General features: G+C 64.7%; 19 protein-coding genes and 1 pseudogene. 13 read left to right on the top strand and 7 right to left on the bottom strand.

Annotated elements, in window-relative coordinates:
* Positions 1–119: 119 nt before the first annotated feature.
* The 5 genes and pseudogenes from LJ656_RS35135 to LJ656_RS26215 all read left to right on the top strand — a co-directional run.
* Positions 120–209: pseudogene (locus LJ656_RS35135) on the top strand (peptide transporter); the annotation flags it as partial.
* 249 nt (positions 210–458) lie between these two features.
* A complete protein-coding gene (locus tag LJ656_RS26200) occupies positions 459–755 on the top strand; it encodes a hypothetical protein (protein ID WP_230512437.1) in 297 nt (98 codons plus the stop codon).
* Between the two features lie 257 nt (positions 756–1,012).
* Positions 1,013–1,342: a hypothetical protein gene (locus LJ656_RS26205; protein ID WP_230512438.1), complete on the top strand. Its 330-nt coding sequence runs from the start codon at positions 1,013–1,015 to the stop codon at positions 1,340–1,342.
* 105 nt (positions 1,343–1,447) lie between these two features.
* Positions 1,448–2,971: a D-arabinono-1,4-lactone oxidase gene (locus tag LJ656_RS26210; protein WP_230512439.1), complete on the top strand. Its 1,524-nt coding sequence runs from the start codon at positions 1,448–1,450 to the stop codon at positions 2,969–2,971.
* Between the two features lie 239 nt (positions 2,972–3,210).
* The gene (locus LJ656_RS26215) at positions 3,211–3,681 is read left to right on the top strand and encodes a ribonuclease (protein WP_230512440.1); all 471 of its coding nucleotides are present in this window, start codon (positions 3,211–3,213) and stop codon (positions 3,679–3,681) included.
* A gap of 61 nt (positions 3,682–3,742) precedes the next feature.
* Here LJ656_RS26215 and LJ656_RS26220 read toward each other — a convergent pair whose 3' ends face one another.
* From LJ656_RS26220 to pqqA, 3 genes are all read right to left on the bottom strand, one after another.
* Positions 3,743–4,483 carry a (5-formylfuran-3-yl)methyl phosphate synthase gene (locus tag LJ656_RS26220; protein ID WP_230512441.1) on the bottom strand — a complete coding sequence of 247 codons (741 nt, stop codon included), beginning with the start codon at positions 4,481–4,483 and terminating at the stop codon, positions 3,743–3,745.
* A gap of 20 nt (positions 4,484–4,503) precedes the next feature.
* Positions 4,504–5,106, bottom strand: a complete 603-nt coding sequence (locus tag LJ656_RS26225) for a DUF447 domain-containing protein (protein ID WP_230512442.1) — start codon at positions 5,104–5,106, stop codon at positions 4,504–4,506.
* Between the two features lie 100 nt (positions 5,107–5,206).
* Entirely contained in the window at positions 5,207–5,371 is a 165-nt protein-coding gene (gene pqqA / locus LJ656_RS34980) for a pyrroloquinoline quinone precursor peptide PqqA (RefSeq protein ID WP_329958904.1), read from the bottom strand.
* A 388-nt stretch (positions 5,372–5,759) separates the two neighbouring features.
* Between pqqA and LJ656_RS26235 the strand changes: the two genes are divergently transcribed.
* The 7 genes from LJ656_RS26235 to rpe all read left to right on the top strand — a co-directional run bounded on the left by LJ656_RS26235 (position 5,760) and on the right by rpe (position 12,812).
* Positions 5,760–7,259 carry a ribulose-bisphosphate carboxylase large subunit gene (locus tag LJ656_RS26235; protein WP_230512443.1) on the top strand — a complete coding sequence of 500 codons (1,500 nt, stop codon included), beginning with the start codon at positions 5,760–5,762 and terminating at the stop codon, positions 7,257–7,259.
* 59 nt (positions 7,260–7,318) lie between these two features.
* Positions 7,319–7,747 (top strand): ribulose bisphosphate carboxylase small subunit, encoded by a 429-nt coding sequence (locus LJ656_RS26240; RefSeq protein WP_230512444.1) that lies wholly within the window; start codon positions 7,319–7,321, stop codon positions 7,745–7,747.
* A gap of 100 nt (positions 7,748–7,847) precedes the next feature.
* Positions 7,848–8,834, top strand: coding sequence for a CbbX protein (cbbX, locus tag LJ656_RS26245; RefSeq protein WP_230512445.1), 987 nt, complete (start codon positions 7,848–7,850; stop codon positions 8,832–8,834).
* Between the two features lie 56 nt (positions 8,835–8,890).
* On the top strand, positions 8,891–9,994 hold the full coding sequence (locus tag LJ656_RS26250) for a class 1 fructose-bisphosphatase (RefSeq protein ID WP_230512446.1): 1,104 nt from the start codon (positions 8,891–8,893) through the stop codon (positions 9,992–9,994).
* Positions 9,995–10,085: 91 nt separating this feature from the next.
* Positions 10,086–10,958: a phosphoribulokinase gene (locus tag LJ656_RS26255; protein WP_230512447.1), complete on the top strand. Its 873-nt coding sequence runs from the start codon at positions 10,086–10,088 to the stop codon at positions 10,956–10,958.
* A 46-nt stretch (positions 10,959–11,004) separates the two neighbouring features.
* Positions 11,005–12,042, top strand: a complete 1,038-nt coding sequence (gene fba, locus LJ656_RS26260) for a class II fructose-bisphosphate aldolase (RefSeq protein ID WP_230512448.1) — start codon at positions 11,005–11,007, stop codon at positions 12,040–12,042.
* Positions 12,043–12,104: 62 nt separating this feature from the next.
* Positions 12,105–12,812, top strand: coding sequence for a ribulose-phosphate 3-epimerase (gene rpe, locus LJ656_RS26265; RefSeq protein WP_230512449.1), 708 nt, complete (start codon positions 12,105–12,107; stop codon positions 12,810–12,812).
* Positions 12,813–12,839: 27 nt separating this feature from the next.
* On the opposite strand, the gene LJ656_RS26270 is transcribed toward rpe, so the two are convergent.
* From LJ656_RS26270 to LJ656_RS26280, 3 genes are read right to left on the bottom strand one after another with little or no spacing between them, the layout of a single operon-like run.
* Complete coding sequence (locus LJ656_RS26270; RefSeq protein WP_230512450.1) at positions 12,840–14,222, bottom strand: DUF6513 domain-containing protein; 1,383 nt, start codon at positions 14,220–14,222, stop codon at positions 12,840–12,842.
* Entirely contained in the window at positions 14,201–14,869 is a 669-nt protein-coding gene (locus LJ656_RS26275) for a flavoprotein (RefSeq protein ID WP_230512451.1), read from the bottom strand. The genes LJ656_RS26270 and LJ656_RS26275 overlap by 22 nt, the downstream gene beginning before the upstream one ends.
* On the bottom strand, positions 14,866–16,935 hold the full coding sequence (locus LJ656_RS26280) for a sigma-54-dependent Fis family transcriptional regulator (RefSeq protein WP_230512452.1): 2,070 nt from the start codon (positions 16,933–16,935) through the stop codon (positions 14,866–14,868). Before LJ656_RS26280 ends, LJ656_RS26275 begins: the two co-directional genes overlap by 4 nt.
* Positions 16,936–17,391: 456 nt before the next feature.
* On the opposite strand from LJ656_RS26280, the gene LJ656_RS26285 reads away from it, so the two are divergent.
* Positions 17,392–17,886: a dihydroneopterin aldolase gene (locus LJ656_RS26285; RefSeq protein ID WP_230512453.1), complete on the top strand. Its 495-nt coding sequence runs from the start codon at positions 17,392–17,394 to the stop codon at positions 17,884–17,886.
* 61 nt (positions 17,887–17,947) lie between these two features.
* Here LJ656_RS26285 and LJ656_RS26290 read toward each other — a convergent pair whose 3' ends face one another.
* Positions 17,948–18,358, bottom strand: coding sequence for a hypothetical protein (locus tag LJ656_RS26290; protein WP_230512454.1), 411 nt, complete (start codon positions 18,356–18,358; stop codon positions 17,948–17,950).
* Positions 18,359–18,442 lie beyond the last annotated feature (84 nt).

Here is an 18,442-nt window from a genome sequence, read left to right on the forward strand (position 1 = left end):
ACAGGGGGTTCATGTCGGCCCAGCTCCTGTGCAATCTGGTCTCGGGCGGCGAGAACCGGCATTACATCATCCCGGCCAAATCCAATATGCGGTGCGAGGTCGTGAGCGGGCGCGACGGTGACCTGTTTGCCGGCACGCCGATCTAGAAGCCGTCCGGTCTTCCCACTGCGCGCGTGACGATCGGTTTCCAGTTGACTGCTCACGTCTGAAATCCGCAATTGGCCCGCGTCAACGCAGTGCGTTTCCCGACATCGTGAAACGAGACGACGACAACTCCGCTACAAATGCCCTAAAGCAGACTCCATGCCGTAATCCCACCGACCTATCCAGGTGAGCAGGGTGCCAACCGGAGCCAGAATTTGCATGCGCAAAATTTTCCGGGTGGCATAACATTCTTATCAACATGAAGTCGCTTTAAACGACCGTATAAAAAAGTAAAAGAAAAACCCAGCGAGGCAATGCGCAGCGAGTGCTTCCAGATCTGCCGAAGCCTCGCTTTGCAGATAGAAGATTTACACGAATATTTACTTGAAGCCAATGACGGGGTGAATGTAATGGCTATCCAAGCGATTAGTAAATTTATTCTGGACCCTGATGGGGCTTTCGTTGCCAGAGGCGCGAACGCGTCCATAGAGCAAAATGGCACCCCGCGTCTATCCGCGACGACGGGCGAAATCCTCCTCGCTCAACACGCGATGGTCGACCCAGCACAGCCAGGCGCGCCGGACGGAAGCCTGAGCCTCATTTTTCCGTAAATTAATTGGTCTCACCCAGCCGCCGCAGCATTCATTTCGATGCTCTGCGCCGGCCTTTGCAGCGACACAACGCATCGTCGAACGTCACGAAAGCCCTAATGTTCATCCCGGATATGGAGGATGAAAGCAGTGGTTTAAATAAGAAAATTTTAAATATTCATCGAATCGATAAAAAGGAAATTAAGTTTTCCGGGTATTTATTTGCCCGGGAAATCGCAGTCGCACGTCCACTTCAAATCCATTAAGGAGCAGATGTCATGGCCATGACAAAAATTGGCAAATTCACTTTGCACAATGGTGGGGGTTTTGTGGCGAGGGGCGAAGTCGCCTATCTCGATGACAACGGAGAAAAGCATCTGTCGGGCAACGCGGGCGACATTCTGCTGGGCCAGACCAAGGACGTCGATCCGGGCAAGCTGGGCGTGCCGGACGGCACCATCATTTCGCTCTACGTGTTCGTCGTGTGGGGCACCGACAATGAAGCCAGGCAATCCTTCATTTACCAGAGCGGATCGCCGGTCACCGCCAATTACACGATTACCGGCACGACCTTGAGCAATACGCTGGGTCTCATTTCGGTGGAGTGACGCGCTTTATCCGCTCGCCGGAGCGAGGCTCCGGCGCCTGCCTCTGGCCAATGCACGAAGCACAATCCACCGCGCGGACCTTCGCGGCCGCCAAAGAGATAAATCATGACTATTCCGGATGATAGCGGCGACAGCAACGAGAGCCGTTGGACCAATTGGGCCGGGAACCTCACGTCGGTACCGGACGCGATCGAGCGTCCCGGCAGCGTGGCTGACGTCCAGGCATTGGTGGCACGCTCGCGCGGCAGCACGCTGCGCATGATCGGCACCGGGCATTCGTTCAGCCCGCTGGTCGTCAATAACGCAGAGACGCTGGTCGACATGTCGAACTTCGCGAAGGGCCAGCGAAAAGCATGGCGCTGGCAGGACAAGGGGCTCGACCTCGTGAGCTTTTTGCCTTCCGCGAGTTGGGCCCAGGTGCGCGACGCGCTCACCGCGCCCGATCCGGCCTTGCCGCCGATGTACCTGTCGTCGACCGGCGCGCTCGCGTCGATCAATGCGACCGGTTTCGTCGCCGCCGGCTGTCACGGCACCGGCTGGCATCAGCGGACGGTTTCCGACTTTGTTCACGCGATCGAATTCGTCGCCGCCGACGGGAAACTCCATGTGTTTTCCGACGACACCACGCCAAACGAGATGGCAGCCGCGCGCGTGAGCCTGGGCACCCTCGGCGTGATTACGAAGCTGACGCTGCGGGTCGAGCCGCTGTTTAATCTGCATGACGAAGAGATCGTCACCGCGACCGAAAGTGTGATGGGCCCGAATCCGCAGGGCACCGGCGGCGAGATCCGGCCGCAGAATCTGCACAAGCTGGTGACCGAAAACGAGTATGTCGAGTTGTTCTGGTTCCCGGGCAGCGGCTACAACAACGGCCAGATCTGGATCAAGAAGTTCAATCGCACAACTGAGGAGCCGCGCGACATTCCATTGCGTCCGGATGGCTGGATCGACAAGATGGCCACTGCGGTGATGGAATGGACGTCGACCCATCCGCTGCTGTGGCCGCCGATCCTGTCGACGACGTGGAACACGATCAACGACCGCGCGAAGGCCATCGAAGCGAAAGGTGGTTTCGTCGCGCCCGCGCCGCGGGTGTTCTTCTACGCGGACCAGGCGTTTCCGATTCTCGATCTGGAGGTGGCGATTCCAATTCCCGCGACCGGGCCGGGCACCTGGGACGTCGGCAACGTGGTGCGCGGGTGGTACGCCGCGTTGAACTACGCGTACAAGTTCCAGCGCGACTTTCCGTTGACCACCTGTCTGCATGCGCGCTTTACGCGTACCAGCGAATCGCTGCTATCGCCGGCATTTTCGACGGCGGCCGAGGACCGGGTGTGCTGGATGGAAATTCTCAGCGCCTATCCGAAGTCGGAGCCCGATGCGAACAAGCGGGCGCAGGCGATGGCGTCTCATCTGGCGATGATCAATGCGGTGATGGCGGACTGGATCGGCACGCGGCATGCGCGGCCGCACTGGGCGAAGAACTGGCAATACATCAAACCGCATGTCGACGTGAAGGCGCTTTATCCGCAGCAGAACCTTGCCGCGTTCAATTCGTTGCGCAGCCGGCTCGATCCGGGCGGGATGTTCGTCAATCACTTCCTCGCGCAGCAGGGACTGTTCTCCTGAGCGGCTATTCGAACGCGGTATCGGAGCACCGGGAAGGGCGCGATCCGCGAATCGCTGCCCTCCGTTTTCTATCCCGCGACCAGGCGATCGACGACCGCTGGTTCGCAAAACAGGCAGGAGGACTTGCTTGCAGTGCAACAGACTCTCATTGCAGACGGACGTTGATTAGCCCAGCCATTAGCGATACCTTTACATCCATCCTGGCGTCGAATGCTGATCAACGAAGGGAGAACCGTTTCGTGAAGAGAGCATGGGTTTTCTCGTGCATCGTCGCCGTAAGCGTGATCGCCGGCGGATGTGGCAAGCAGGGTTCGGGCAACGGGACGGAGGCCTCGGGCGCGTCCGCGGCCGACGCGCCGGGTTCGGCCGCGTCGGGTGCGAGCGGTCCGATCGCCGCGTCGGGTCCGCAGCCGGCGGGCATGCTGGGTTCGATCGCGAAGGCGCAGTTGCCGGCGGAAGCGGCCGAAACACTGCGGCTGATCAAGGCGGGCGGGCCGTTCCCGTTCAGCGAGGATGGCGTGATGTTCCGTAACAGCGCGGGTCTGCTGCCGCAGCATCCGCGTGGCTACTACCGCACCTACACGGTTCGCACGCCCGGCGCGACGGATCGCGGGCTGCGCCGGATCGTTTGCGGCGGACCGCGCAAACAGATCGGCGACTGTTATTACACCGAGGATTACTACGTCAGCTTCAAGCGCATTTCGGACTGAAGAGAGCGGCGAGCGACCTCATTCACGCGCTGGAATTTTGCTGTCTGCTACCGGCGCGGATCTACATCCGGGCGTCGCCCGCCATCCCCGGAATCGACGCGCTCGCGCCCGCACCCGCGACACCCGACCGATGCAAAGCGCTAACCCACTGCGCGACGCGCTCCGGGTCCAACTTCGAGCGCCGCCCATCCGCGCACAACGCAGTTCGGAAACCCGCCACGTCCGGTGCCAGCGCACGAATCTGTTGCAACTGAGCCCAGCCGAGCGCGCCGGCAATTCCAACCATCGCGCCGCGCGAACGAGCGAGCCGCAACCAGCGCGTCAACGACTCGACATCGACATGATCGAACAACGTACTGCCGTCCTTGCCGGCGGTATCGAACATCATCCCGGCAAAGCCGAGCGCGGCGGTATGACTGACCAGTTCGTCGTCCATCCCGCCGTCGCACAACAGCACCGGTACGACAGTCGCCGGCAGATTCGCGAGCTGCTCGATACATTTCCGCGCACTCGGCCCACGCGCAACGCCGACCTTCACATAATCGACGCCCGCATCGCCGACGTCGATCACGCGCGCGGCGATTTCATCGACCGCATCGGCAGGCACGTCGCCGATCGTCGCGCTGATCGGCTTGACCGGATAACGCGCGCGCAACTGCCGCGCGATGTCCGCGATTGCAACGCTCGGCAGAGCGCCGAGCGCGCCTTCGTTCGGTTCCTTCAGGTCGATCAGTTCGGCGCCGGCGCGAGCCGCGTCGAATGCTTCCTCTGCCGAGCGAACGCTCGCGAGCAATGCGGTCATCGAAACTCTCCGGAAGAAAACTACTCGTGGTGGACGGGAGCGGCAACCTCGCCGCCGGCCGTCGCGAGACTCGCGCGATGGCGCGCGATGGCGGCAAGCAGCCAGTCCCACGCGATGCGTTCGCGTTCGCCGGCGGTTTTATCGATGGCAATCTGCAGATAAGCGACTTCGCGATCGATCTTGTCGGCCGGCAGCATGAAGAGCCGGCTCACCAGAATCGCGCCTTCGACCACCGCCGACTGCGCGCGGTTAAAGCCCGCGAACGGCGCGTGATTTTCGCGGTGCACGTATTTCATCACCAGCACCGGACGCTGCGGGTCCTCGCGAATCTCGTCGAGTTCGAGTTCGGCGTGCGCGAGCGATTCGGCGAGCCGCACGCTCGCAACGCGGCTCGCGCGCACGGTCGGCCAGTCGGTCGCGCAGTGCGTGACGCAGCCGGCGAATATCCGCACGTCGGTCGTGAAATTGAGCACCGCCGCCCGCGACGCGAGGATGTTTTCGAGTGTCGTGGACGGACGGAAAGGGGCAAGGATGATGCGCTCACCCTCGGAGCGCGCGCCCATCGGCGCGATATGAGGACGGCCATCGCGCGCTGCCGTGGTGACGATCGTTTCGTGGATCATGGTTGGGAACGCGTGTCCCGACAGCACGGCAAGGCCGGCCGTTCAGCTAGGGTCAAACAGGATCCGCAAAGGGGCCGCGGCGTGCGGCCCGCTTACGGGCTTAACGCGTAGCGACATACATCACGATTTCAAACCCGAGGCGTACGTCGGTGTAGCTCGGAGTTGTCCATTGCATACGTGCTTCCTCCATGAGTTGAAACGGCGTTGCGCCGCCGCGCCGGCAAGACGCCGACATCGACGGCAGGCCGCTACACGCAAGCTCCATGCCCACGTGTGCCAGCCGACCGGGTCCGCGCGGTTGCAGCGCATCGGCTCGCAATACAGTGCTTGCCGAATTACGCCGCCGTGCAAAAAACCCACGGCTTGCGGTGCGACCGCTGCCGCGCGGTGTGGCGAAAACGAAGCAAAGTGTGTCATCGGCCCGCCGGCGCAGCCGGTTGGGTCATCACGCAGTGCTCGCATCGCTCACCGGCACATTCTGCTCCGATTCCCTCGCAAGTGCCGAAACAGGCCATCACGATGTGCAAGCGATAACCGATCGCTTAACTCTGCCAAATAAAATCGTGAATTCCGCTTCGTGACGTCCGTGCCTACAGTGCAACTCAAGCGCTTCGTTCTTCCGGCAGTGCGCTTGCCACTTTCGAGGACACGTCATGAACGATTTCAGTCAACCGGTGATCCGGCCGGAACACCAGCAGCGTGATGCGGGCAATCCGCGCGAGCGTTATGCGGCGGGAGTGATGAAGTACCGCGAGATGGGTTACTGGCAACCGGACTACGAGCCGAAGGAAACCGACGTGATCGCGCTGTTCCGGATTACGCCGCAACCCGGCGTCGAGCCCGAGGAAGCGGCGGCGGCGGTGGCCGGCGAATCGTCGACCGCGACCTGGACGGTGGTGTGGACCGACCGCCTCACTGCTTGCGACATGTATCGCGCGAAAGCGTACCGGGTCGAACCGGTGCCGGTGTCGAGCGCCGGCGAACCGCAGTACTTCGCGTACATCGCTTACGAGCTCGATCTGTTCGAAGAAGGATCGGTCGCGAACCTGACCGCGTCGATCATCGGCAACGTGTTCGGCTTCAAACCGCTGAAGGCGTTGCGGCTCGAAGACATGCGCATTCCGGTGGCCTACCTGAAGACTTTTCAGGGGCCGCCGACCGGCATCGTGGTCGAGCGCGAACGGCTCGACAAGTATGGCCGGCCGCTGCTCGGCGCGACCGTCAAGCCGAAGCTCGGTCTGTCGGGCAAGAACTACGGGCGCGTGGTGTACGAAGGTCTGCGCGGCGGGCTCGACTTCCTGAAAGACGACGAGAACATCAACTCGCAGGCGTTCATGCATTGGCGCGACCGCTTCCTGTTCGCGATGGACGCGGTGAACCGCGCGCAGGCGGAGACCGGCGAAGTCAAAGGGCACTACATGAACGTGACGGCCGCGACGATGGAAGACATCTACGAGCGCGCCGAATTCGCGAAGGAACTGGGCTCGTGCATCGTGATGATCGACCTCGTGATCGGTTGGACCGCGATCCAGTCGATGTCGCGCTGGGCCCGCAAGAACGACATGATCCTGCATCTGCATCGCGCCGGGCACGGCACCTATACGCGCCAGCGCAATCACGGCATCTCGTTTCGCGTGATCGCCAAATGGCTGCGAATGGCGGGCGTCGATCACGCGCATGCGGGCACCGCGGTCGGCAAGCTCGAAGGCGATCCGTTGTCGGTGCAGGGCTACTACAACGTGTGCCGCGACGCGCGCAACGAGGTCGATCTGTCGCGCGGGCTGTTCTTCGATCAGCCGTGGGCCGGCTTGCGCAAGGTGATGCCGGTGGCGTCGGGCGGGATTCACGCGGGGCAGATGCATCAGCTGCTCGATCTGTTCGGCGACGACGCGATCCTGCAGTTCGGCGGCGGCACGATCGGCCATCCGGGCGGCATCCAGGCGGGGGCGACCGCGAACCGCGTCGCGCTCGAAGCGATGGTGAAGGCGCGCAACGAGGGCCGCGACATCGCGAACGAAGGGCCCGACGTGCTCGAAGCCGCCGCGCGCTGGTGCACGCCGCTGAAGCAGGCGCTCGATACGTGGCGCGACGTGACGTTCAACTACGCGTCGACCGACACGCCGGATTTTGCCGCCACGCCGACCGCGGCCTGAGTGCGGCCTGAGTGCGGCCTGAGCGCCGCCTATCGCGACATCCATCAACGAGGTGAGTCATGCGAATTACCCAGGGAACGTTCTCCTTTCTGCCCGAGTTGAGCGACGAGGAAATCAGCCTGCAGATCGACTATGCGTTGCGCCAGGGCTGGGCCTGCTCGGTCGAATTCACCGACGATCCGCATCCGCGCAACACCTACTGGGAAATGTGGGGGCTGCCGATGTTCGATCTGCGCGACCCGGCCGGCGTGATGCAGGAGGTCAAGGCCTGCCGCGAAGCACGCCCGCGGCACTACATCAAGGTCAACGCATTCGATTCGGTGCGCACCTTCGAGACGATGCGGCTGTCGTTCATCGTGCACCGGCCCGAAGTGGAGCCGGGCTTCCGGCTCGAACGCCAGGACGCGCCGGGACGTACGCAGCGCTACAGCATCGCCGGTTATGCGCTCGACCGGCCGGCGGGCGAGCGCTACGGGTCCGCAAATTGAGCGTCGCCAGGCGGGCGTCGCGACCAATTCGCCATCAGGCGATTCGCGCGCGCCGCGCGAGCTGTGGCCGCGCGCCGCGCGCGAATCGCAAGGAGGAGCAATGACAGTCGATGCCATTGTGGACGCGCTGCCGCCGTCCGCCACGCAAGCGCCGGGCGCCACTGAACCCGCGTCGCAAGTCGATCTCGCCGCGCTGTATCGCGACTCCGGGATCGGCGACGTGCTCGGCGAACTCGATCGCGATCTGGTCGGGCTCGCGCCGGTCAAGACCCGCATTCGCGAAGTCGCCGCGCACTTACTGGTGGAACGCGCGCGCGCTTCGCTCGGCCTCGCCGGCGGCGCGCCGACCCTGCATATGTGCTTCTCGGGCAACCCCGGCACCGGCAAGACCACGGTCGCGCTGCGGATGGCCGAGGTGCTGCACCGGCTCGGCTATATCCGCCGCAACCATCTGGTGTCGGTCACGCGCGACGATCTCGTCGGCCAGTACATCGGCCACACCGCGCCGAAAACCCGCGATGTGCTCAAGCGCGCGATGGGCGGCGTGCTGTTCATCGACGAAGCGTATTACCTGTATCGCCCGGAAAACGAGCGCGACTACGGCCAGGAAGCGATCGAGATCCTGTTGCAGACGATGGAGAACCAGCGCAGCGATCTGGTGGTGATCCTCGCCGGCTACGCGGCGCGGATGGAAGTGTTCTTCGAGAGCAATCCGGGCTTTCGCTCGCGCATCGCGCATCACATCACGTTTCCCGATTATCAGGAAACCGAACTGCTGGAAATCGCCGAACGCATGCTCGGCACCATGCACTACCGCTTCGATGCCGCGTCGCGCCGCGCGTTCGCCGACTATCTGGCACGCCGCATCCGCCAGCCGAATTTCGCCAATGCGCGTTCGGTGCGCAACGCGCTCGACCGCGCGCGGCTGCGCCAGGCGAACCGGCTGTTCGCGGGCGCGCTGCATGGCGGCAAGCCGATCGACGCGGCGACGCTGACGCTTATCGACGCGACCGACGTGCGCGCGAGCCGCGTATTCGACGAAGCGTCGAGTGCCACCGGACATCCGGCCGCGGCGCCGCCGGGCTGACTCGAAGCGGCGAGTGAGCGAGTGAAGACGTCAAGACCTATTCCACGGAGATCGCCATGCAAGACGGACGCACGACACTTTCGAAATTCCTGATCGACACGCTCGATCGTCAGCCGTGCGCGGCGAACTCGCAGGAAACGGCGGGACTCTCGGCGCTGCTGATCGACGTCGCGGCCGCGATCAAGTCGATCTCGGCGATGCTGACCAAGGGCGCGCTCGGCGGCAACTACGGTTCCGCGCAAACCGTCAACACGCACGGCGAGCAGCAGAAGAAGCTCGACGTCGCGACCAACGAGGTCTTTGTGCAGCAATGCGAATGGGACGGGCTGCTCGCGGCGATGGTGTCGGAGGAAATGGAGCAGGTCTACGCGATTCCGGACGGCTATCCGCGCGGCGACTATCTGCTCGCGTTCGATCCGCTCGACGGTTCGTCGAATATCGACATCAACGGCGTGGTCGGCTCGATCTTCTCGGTGCTGCGGGCGCGCGATCCGGCCGACGAGGCCGGCAGCGACGCGGCCTTTCTGCGTCCGGGCTGCGAGCAGGTCGCGGCCGGCTACGCGGTCTACGGACCCTCGACGATGCTGGTGCTGTCGGTCGGCAACGGTACGCATGGCTTCACGCTCGAACGCGAGATCGGCAACTTCGTGCTGACCCATTCGAACATCCGGATTCCTGAGGAAACAGGGGAGTTCGCGATCAATGCATCGAACGAGCGCTTCTGGGAGCCCCCGGTGCGCCGCTACGTGCAGGAGTGCAAGGACGGCCGCAGCGGCTGCCGCGGGCGCGACTTCAATATGCGCTGGATCGCGTCGATGGTCGCGGAGGTGCACCGGATTCTGATGCGCGGCGGCGTGTTCATGTATCCGCGCGACTCGAAAACCCCGGCGATGGAAGGACGCCTGCGGCTGCTGTACGAAGCGAACCCGATGAGCTTTCTGGTCGAACAGGCGGGCGGTCTGTCGAGCACCGGGCGCGAGAGGATCCTGGACGTGCAGCCGCGGAGCCTGCATGGCCGCGTGCCGGTGATCCTCGGCTCGAAGAACGAGGTCGAGCGGATCGCGCGCTATCACGGCGAATACGACCGCGGCGAGGACAAGCCGTTCAGCTCGCCGCTGTTCGGCACGCGCTCGCTGTTTCTGCCGGATTTCTCGGTGTGAGCCGCCACCGCCTGCGCATAACAAGTCGCTGCGGGCCGCTAGCGCGCGAGCCCAGGCAGCGCACGAAACACAGTCATCCGGAGACAAACGCATGTCAGTCAAACACCCGATCATCGCGGTGACCGGCTCGAGCGGCGCGGGCACCACCACCGTCATGAAGAGTTTCATGCACATCTTCAGGCGCGAGCACATCAATGCGCAGATCGTCGAGGGCGACGCGTTTCATCGCTACGACCGGCTCGGCATGCGCGCGGCGATGAGGGAGCGCGAGCGCGACGGCGTGCCGAACTTCAGCCACTTCGGCCCCGACGCGAATCTGCTCGAAGAGCTGGAGACGCTGTTTACCCGCTACGGCGAGAACGGCACCGGCCAGTTGCGCCACTACGTGCACGACGCGGCCGAGGCGCAGTTCTACAAACAGGACGGCGGCACCTTCACGCCTTGGGAGGACGTCGCGGCCGGCACCGACCTGATGTTCTACGAAGGGCTGCACGGCGCGGCGGTCACCGATAAGGTCGACATGGCGCGGCACGCGGATCTGTTGATCGGCGTGGTGCCGATCATCAACCTCGAATGGATCCAGAAGCTGCATCGCGATCAGACGATGCGCGGCTATACGCATGAAGCGGTGCTCGACACGATCCTGCGGCGCATGCCCGACTACGTGAATTACATCTGTCCGCAGTTCTCGCGCACCCATGTGAATTTCCAGCGCGTGCCGACCGTGGACACGTCGAACCCGTTCACCGCGCGCGAGATTCCGGCGCCCGACGAGAGCTTCGTGGTGATCCGCTTCGCGCGGCCGAAAGGAATCGACTTCCAGTATCTGCTGACGATGCTGCACGACTCGTTCATGTCGCGGCCGAACGTGATCGTGGTGCCGGGCGGCAAGATGGGACTGGCGATGCAGCTGATTTTCACGCCGATGATTCTGCAATTGATCGACCGCCGCTCGCGCGCCTGAGCGGGCCCGCACCGAATCCGATCACGAGCTAAACGAGGAGCACGCAATGGCCTTCATCACCCTGCGCCAACTACTGGATCACGCGGCCGAGCACGACTACGGCGTGCCAGCGTTCAACGTCAACAACATGGAGCAGATTCACGCGATCATGCGGGCCGCCGAGGCGACCGCGAGCCCGGTGATCCTGCAGGCGTCGGCGGGCGCGCGCAAATACGCGGGCGAGCCGTATCTGCGGCACCTGGTGCTCGCCGCGCTCGAAGCGCATCCGGACATTCCGCTGGTGCTGCATCAGGACCACGGCGCGAGCCCGGCTGTCTGTCAGCAGGCGATCCGCTCGGGCTTCACCTCGGTGATGATGGACGGCTCGCTGCTGCCCGATCAGAAAACCCCCGCCGCATACGACTACAACGTCGACGTGAGCCGGCGCGTGGTGGATGCCGCGCACGCGGTCGGTGTGTCGGTGGAGGGCGAGCTCGGCTGTCTCGGCTCGCTCGAAACCGGCACCGTCGGCGAGGAAGACGGTGTGGGCGCAGCGGGAAAACTTTCGCTCGACCATCTGCTGACCGACCCGGACGAAGCGGTGCACTTCGTCGAAGCGACCGGCGTCGACGCGCTCGCGATCGCGATCGGCACCTCGCACGGCGCGTATAAATTCAGCCGCGAGCCGACCGGCGACATTCTCGCGATCGACCGCATCGCCGACATTCACGCGCGCATTCCGAACACGCATCTGGTGATGCACGGTTCGTCGTCGGTGCCGCAGGAATGGCTCGCGGTGATCCGCGAATACGGCGGCGAGATTCCGACCACCTACGGCGTGCCGGTCGAGGAAATCCGGCGTGGCATCGCGCACGGCGTGCGCAAGGTCAATATCGACACCGACATCCGTCTGGCGATGAGCGGCGCAATGCGCAAGTCGCTCGCCAGCGCGCGTTCCGAATTCGATCCGCGCGCCGCATTGAAGGCCGCGACCGCGGCGGCCAGCGCGATCTGCGTCGAGCGGTTCGAGGCGTTCGGCTGCGCGGGGCAGGCCGCGCGCATCAAGCCGCTGCCGCTCGAGACGATGGCGCGCCGCTATCACTAGCGTCTGTCACGCAGTAATGGTTCGGGAGCCTGAATAATCAGCTCACTTGCACGGAGAACGCGATGCGCGAATTCCTGATTGCTCCGTCGCTGCTGTCGGCGGATTTTGCGCGGCTCGCCGACGAGATTCGCGACGTGACCGCGGCCGGCGCAGACTGGATCCATCTCGACGTGATGGACAACCACTATGTGCCGAACCTGACGTTCGGGCCGCTGCTGTGCTCGGCGATCCGCCCGTACAGCGCGTTGCCGTTCGACGTGCATCTGATGACCGCGCCGGTCGATCCGCTGGTGTCGGCGTTCGCGCAGGCCGGCGCGAACCTGATCAGTTTTCATCCGGAGGCGACCCGGCATGTGCACCGGACCATCGAGCTGATCCGTTCGCACGGCGTGCGCGCTGGGCTGGCGTTGAATCCGGCGACCCCGCTCGTGGCGCTCGATCACGTGATAGAGATGCTCGACGTCGTGCTGGTGATGTCGGTCAATCCGGGCTTCGGCGGTCAGGCGTTCATCCCGCACACGCTCGACAAATTGCGGCGGTTGCGCGTGCGCGTCGACGCAACGATGCAGCGCACCGGGCGGCCGTTGCCGATCGAAGTGGACGGCGGCGTGAAGGCGTCGAATATTGCGGCGATCGCGCAGGCGGGCGCCGACGTGTTCGTTGCCGGCTCGGCGGTGTTCGGCGCGAGCGACCGCGCGCGGGCGATTGGCGGGATGCGCGACGAGCTGGCGAGCGTGCACGATCCGCTGAGTGTCGCGGCGTCGAAATGAGGCAGGCGTTTCCGTTTCCTGCGCGTCTCAACGCTTTTTCATCGTCTCGCCCGGCGCGCACCACGCGAGCAGATCCTGTTCGGGCCGCTCGAGCGCACAGCCCCAGTCGAGCGGCTGATCCTGATCGAAGCGCTTGCCCAGCCGCCACGCGATTTCCGCGCGCGCGAGCTGCACGCCCATATAGAACGCGTGGCCGCCGTCGTTTTCCAGCTTCAACTGCGGGTACAGCACGAACGGATCGTCGCCGCGCCGGTGGCCGTCGCGGTTATACACGTGGATACCGTCGCTGCTGACCTGCACGCGGAAATTCGGATCGCGCACGCCGCGCGCGAGTTCGTCGATCTCGTCGGCGCTATACGGAAACGGCCGCTTCGCGTGCACTTGCGCGAGGTCCGGGCTGATTCCCTTGGGCAGCACCTGCGCGTCGCGCGCCGCATGCATCACGCGCCGCGCGACATCGGCTTCGCGCAGCGCGCGGCGCGCGTGCAGACTCACCGACGTGGTCAGCACCGCGCCGATCCGCAATTCGGCGGCCATCCCGAGCAGTACTGCGTTAATGCCGCTGGTGTCGGCCTCGGTCAGTTCGGTCACGTTGCCGATGCCCATCATGATCGCGATGTCCGGATAGCGTTCGCGCAGCCGCACATAACGTGCGATCGACCCCGCCAGCCCGAACGGAATCGGATCGAGAATCGGGTCGGCGAGAAACGCGCGACCGCGCGCGGACAGTGCGTCGATCGCCGCATCGAGCGAGGCCGGGTCGCCCGGTTCGCGCGCCACCAGGATCGGCGTGGCCGGCACTTCGTCGGCGATCCATAGCGTGTCGAGGTTCAGGCTCATCAGATAGTCGGCGCCCGCGCGGCCGCCGCGTAGCAATTCTTCCGTGCGCATCGAATCGACGCTGACCCGGTAGCCTTCGCTTTTGAGCCGCCGCACCGCGTCTTCCAGATGCACGAACGGCGTATCCGGCAGACAGCCGAGATCGATCACGTCCGCGCCTTGCGCGGTGTATTCGCGCGCCCGCGCTGCAATGCCGTCGAGGTCGAGGCGCGGCGCATCGACGATCTCCGCGAAGATCTCGGTGTCGTAGCGGCTCAGATCGAACGGCTTCGCCTTGTGGCCGAAGAACTGCGGCAGGTCCTTCACCTCTTCCGGCCCGCGCTCGAACGGCACGCCGTAATGCGCGCTCAACGCATCGAGATCGCCGCGGCAACGGCCCGGCACGATCACCCGTTGCGCGGCGAGCGGCAGGGCGAGGCGGCGCTGGATCAGATCGGCGGTCATCAACGCGGCGACCTGTACGCCGATTTCGCGCACCTCCCAGCTGAACGGCGCGGGCGCCATACCGTCGAGCACGCGCCGCAGGCTCGGTTCGGCGAGCCGGCCGGTCAGGAAGAGGAGGTGGTCCATGCGAGATCGAGAGTCGCGAGGCGTTGGGCGAGCGCTGTTTCGAGTTCGTCGAGCGAGCGCACGAGCGTCGTGTATTCGAAGCGCGCGAGCCGTTCGACGTTCTCCAGTTCGATCCGGCGTGGCCGCAGTTCGACCCATTCGTCGGGGCTATGCGTGACGACGCTCGGTTCGGTGTCGCATGCATAGACGATGCCGGGAATGCATTGCTTGCCGGCCTGCGCGTACATATTGGTGGGCAGCGTATCGGAGATTCCGTACGCGCATTTGGCGACCGTGTTGCTGGTCGCCGGCGCGATCACCACCGTGTGATAGACGCCGTGATACAGCATGCCGACCGGCACGCCGCTCGCACTGTTGTCGCGCAGCACGCGGAACTGCTCGCGCAGTTTGTCGAGCGCCCAGCCGTACAGCGGCAACACTTCCTCGGCGGCGGCCGACAGAAACAGATCGACGCGCGGCAGCCGCCGCGCGAGCGCGATCGATTCTTCGAGCATGTGACCGGAGCCGGTCACGCACCACGCGAAGCGCGCATCCGCCTTGAAGTCGGCGAGGTCGCGCGCGGGTTCGTGCGTCGGGTCGCGCGATGGTTCTCGCGAAGTTTCGCGTTCCGGCTCGCGGCTGGCGTCATCCCCCGGCGCGCGCGTCATGCGTCGAGATCGAACGGCATGCCGTCGGGCGACGAGCCCTCGTGCGAAAGCCGGATATGCAGCCGGCGCATCTTGCGATACAGCGTGTTGCGGCTGATGCCGAGCGCCTTGGCGACGTTGCTGACGTTCCAGCGATGCTCGTCGAGCAGCGACAGCACGGTCTCGCGCTCGTTCAGCTGGATCGCGTTCAGCGACGAGATATCGGCGTCGTCGCTCAGATGCGGGTCCAGTTCCGCGCTCGCGAGCCGCAACGCGGCCGGCATGTCGAGCGCCGATGCGCGATGCGTGACTTCGGGCGGCAGGTGTTCGCAGCGGATCGGCTGACCGTCGGACAGCGCGATCGCCGTTTGCAACACGTGACGCAACTGGCGGATGTTGCCCGGCCACGCATAGCTCAGCAGTGCCTCTTTGGCTTGCGCGCTCAGCTCGGGCGGGTCGTCGGTTTCGCTGGCGAGCAGATGATGGATCAGCGGCAGTTTGTCGACCCGCTCGCGCAGCGCCGGGAGATTCAGCTCGACGCCTTTGAGCCGGTAATACAGGTCCTCGCGGAACTGGCCGCTTTCCACCAGTTCGAGCAGATTGCGGTGGCTCGCGCTGATCAGCTGGAAATTGACCTTGACGGTGGTCTCCGCGCCGAGCGGCGTGACCTCGTGTTCCTCGATCACACGCAGCAGCCGCGCCTGCAACACCAGCGGCATGTCGCCGATTTCGTCGAGGAACAGTGTGCCGCCGTTAGCCTGCACGATCTTGCCGCGCCGGCCTTCGCGCTGCGCGCCGGTAAACGCGCCGGCGCGATAACCGAACAGCTCGCTCTCGATCAGGTTCTCCGGCAACGACGCGCAGTTGACCGGCACGAACGGCCCGTCCGCATGCGGGCTGATGCTGTGCAGCGCCTGCGCGAACACTTCCTTGCCGGTGCCGGTCTGGCCGCGCAACACGATCGGAATCTTGCGTTGAATCACCCGCGCGGCGAGCTGGATCTGCGAGGCCATGCGCGGGTCGCCGAATTCCAGGTGCGCGATTTCGTCGAGCTTCGGCGACGTGGCGGGCCGCTCGGACGCGCTCGCGCTGCCGGCGCGGCTCGCGGGCGTCGCCGTGGAAGTGTCCGACAGCAGCACCCGCGACGCGCGGCCCGCGCTGTTTTGCGGCGTCTGCGCGACGAGGAAAAAGCGGTTGGTCGCGTTCGCGCTGTACACGGTGACCGGATGGAACGAGCCGCGGATGCTGCGCGCGATCATGTCTTCGAGCGACGCGTTGAACGCTTCCTCGATGCGCCGGCCGCGCAATTCGCTGAGCGAGCGGAAGCCGAGCTGGAACAGCGCGCTGCGATTCGCGGCGAGCACGGTGCTGTCGTCGGCGACCGCGAGCTTGCCGCCGTGCAGCGTGCCGACGAATTCCGGGCGGCTGTGGAAGTGAATCATGTTCGCGTGCCGGTAGCGCGCGTCGAGCAGGCGGTTTTCGATCATCTGCCGCGACATCCCGACCAGCACCAGCGAATGCTGCTGCAACAGTTTCGAGCGGCTCGTCACGTCGAGCACGCCGGCGATCTCGCCGCTGTCGTCGAAGATCGGCGCGGCCGAGCAGGTCAGCGACGTATAGCGCGGATAGAAATGTTCGTGCTGGCAGACCGCGATGCAGTCGCGCTCGGCCAGACAGGTGCCCATCCCGTTGGTGCCCGCTTCGCGCTCGTTCCACAGCGCGCCGACCCGGAAGCCGTCGCCGGCGACCGCCTCGGCGAACGGCACCGACGACACCTGATGCACGATCACGCCGCCCGAGTCGACCAGCACGACCGCGAGTTCGGGATCGGCGAGCTGCTGATAGAGCGTCGTCATTTCGAGCTTCGAACACGCGATCAGATCGCCGACCGCCTCACGCCGGGCGGTCAGTTCGTATTCGGTGAGCACCGGCGGCGGCACGAAGCGGCCCGGATCGAGCCGGAATTCGTTGATGCAGCGTGCCCACGATTGGGCGACGGAGTCGCTGGTCGGGCGGGTGGTCAGTTGATGGTTGACGACGTTCAGCACTTCACGGACGTGGGAACTGCTGTCAGCGAGCAATGACATGGGATCTGTCTCCGTTGCGTCATTCCGGGAAACGGCGCCTGCTTCGCGCGCCGCGAATGCCGCTTTATCAAGTCTTGTATTGCCCTCGGCGCTGCGAAGCTGGTGTTCGCGTGCGCGTTCGCGACCGCCCGGCATTTCAAGCGGGTACTGAAAACAATACGCCCGATGTCGTTTTCGTTCAACAGAAAGTCACCCCGTGTTTACCGCAGCGCGCGCGGATTTTGCTTTTCATGACGAAGCGCCGCGCTAAGGGGTGCATAACGTAAGTCTGTCGCGACCTCGACACACAGTGTGCCGCGCCCTGCCGTTGCGCGTGTCACCTGGTAAGACGCTGAGCATGTCACTGTTACCCGTCGACACCCGCAGGCGTAGCGCGCAATTTCGTTATTACCGAACCACCTGGGGTTGAATCGACAGGCTGTTTAATTCCCTGGCCGCGCCGCGGCGGAGACCATCATGGATCGTATCGACACCGTTCGCCTTGCCGCTTTCTCCAACCTCGGCGCCGACGCGGGCGCGCCGGCCGAGCGGCTAGACCTCGTCTTCATCGAAAACTTCGTAGGCCATACGGTTATCGGTATCGACAGCAGCGAGTTGCACGTGCCACAACCGGTGCGCGTGAATCTGACCATCGGCGTGCCGGCGATCCGCGCGTGCACGACCGACCGGATCGAGGACACGGTCAACTACGCGGCGGTGCGCGACGCGCTGCTCGCGCTGTTCGAGTCGCACCGGCTGCGGCTGCTCGAAGCGCTCGCGGAAACGATCGCGCAGATGCTGATCGCCGATTTCGGCGCCCACTGGGTGCGGGTGTCGCTCGCAAAGCCCGCGAAATTCGACGACGTCGCGGCGGTCGGCGTGCAGATCGAGCGGCGCCGCGGCGATGCGTCGGTGGCGCAGGTGGGGCTCGCGCGTTATGCGTCGCTGGGCGAGGGGCTGGTGCCGGACTGACGCGAGCGGCACGACCGGAGGCGGGCGCGCCGCCTCTCGGGCAATGCGCGTCAAATGCCGCTCATTTCGCCACGGTCGAACTCTTCTGCGGCCCGAGTCCACAGGCCTTATACGCGGCGGTCTGCAGCGCGCGGAAGCGTTTGGTCTGCGCCTTCGCGTGGTCGACGCGAAATTCCGCGCCGCCTTCGCCGCCGAGCGTCGCGTACTTCGAGAACGTCGATTGATCGACGAAGTCGTCGTACGGCAGCGACGCGGCCATCCTGTCGATCACGCACGAGCACTTGTAGACGTTGGCGAAATCGTGGCCGTTCTCGTCCATGCAGGTAAGCACGTATTCGACGCGGCCTTCGGTCGGATAGTTGTAGCCGCTCGCGGGCGCGGCGCGCGGGGGCGCATCGTTTTGCGCGGCAGCGAGCGGCGCGGCCAGCGCGACCCAGGTAAAGGCGAGAAGCGCGCGACATCTGCTGATCATGTGATGCCTCTGCGAGTGCATGGAGTCTGCGTCACGCACCGCCCGGCGGGCGGCTGCGCGAGGAGGCGGGACGGGCCGGCGGCG

The sequence above is a fragment of the Paraburkholderia sejongensis genome (assembly GCF_020880815.1).
In the GTDB taxonomy this organism is placed as follows: domain Bacteria; phylum Pseudomonadota; class Gammaproteobacteria; order Burkholderiales; family Burkholderiaceae; genus Paraburkholderia; species Paraburkholderia sejongensis.